We start from the raw sequence: 1,100 nt of genomic DNA, 5'->3' as shown, positions 1-1,100 counted from the left end.
TCACCATCCTCCAGACGATGGACATCGACAACCCGACCGCCGAGATGGTCGTGGAAGTCGCCGAGACGCAGGAAGACGAGGCCGGCGACGGCACGACCAGCGCGGTCGCCATCGCGGGCGAGCTGCTGAAAAACGCCGAGGGCCTCCTCGAACAGGACATCCACCCGACAGCGGTGATCAAGGGCTTCAACCTCGCGAGCGAGTACGCCCGCGAGCAGGTCGACGAGGTCGCCACCGCCGTCGAGCCCGGCGACACGGAAACCCTCCGGAACGTCGCCGAGACGTCGATGACCGGCAAGGGCGCTGAGCTGGACAAGGACACCCTCGCCGACCTCGTCGTCCGCGCGGTACAGGGCGTCACCGTCGAGGCCGACGACGGCTCCCACGTGGTCGACCTGGCGAACCTCAACATCGAGACGCGCACCGGTCGCGCGGCGGGCGAGTCCCGCCTGCTCACCGGCGCGGCGATCGACAAGGACCCCGTTCACGAGGACATGCCGACCGACTTCGAGTCGGCCAACGTCCTGCTCCTCAACGACCCGATCGAGGTCGAGGAGGCCGACGTCGACACCTCCGTCAACGTCGACTCCCCGGACCAGCTCCAGAAGTTCCTCGATCAGGAAGAAGAGCAGCTCCGCGCGAAGGTCGACAAGATCGTCGAGTCCGGCGCGGACGTCGTCTTCTGTCAGAAGGGGATCGACGACCTCGCGCAGCACTACCTCGCGAAGGAGGGCATTCTGGCGGTCCGCCGCACGAAGAAGTCCGACCTGACCTTCCTGAAGAACGTGCTCGGCGCGCCGATCGTCACGGACCTCGACTCCCTGTCCGCGGACGACCTCGCGGTCGGCTCGATCGAGCGCGACGACGACGAGGAGCTGTTCTACGTCGAGGGCGAGGATTCCCACGGCGTCACGCTCCTCCTGTACGGTACCACCGAACACGTCGTCGACGAGCTTGAACGCGGCATTCAGGACGCGATTGACGTGGTCTCGACGACCGTCTCCGACGGGCGGACCCTGCCCGGCGGCGGCGCGGTCGAGGTCGAACTCGCGCGCCGGCTGCGCGACTACGCCGACTCCGTCGAGGGCCGCGAGCAGCTC

1 protein-coding gene is annotated in these 1,100 nt (G+C 67.7%); it reads left to right on the top strand.

Annotated elements, in window-relative coordinates; all coding sequences use genetic code 11:
• On the top strand, nucleotides 1-1,100 hold a 1,100-nt coding region (gene thsB / locus BN903_RS14215; protein WP_048078354.1), incomplete at both ends, for a thermosome subunit beta.

It is taken from the genome of Halorubrum sp. AJ67 (genome assembly GCF_000513435.1).
This window is presented reverse-complemented; position numbering and strand designations above follow the sequence as displayed.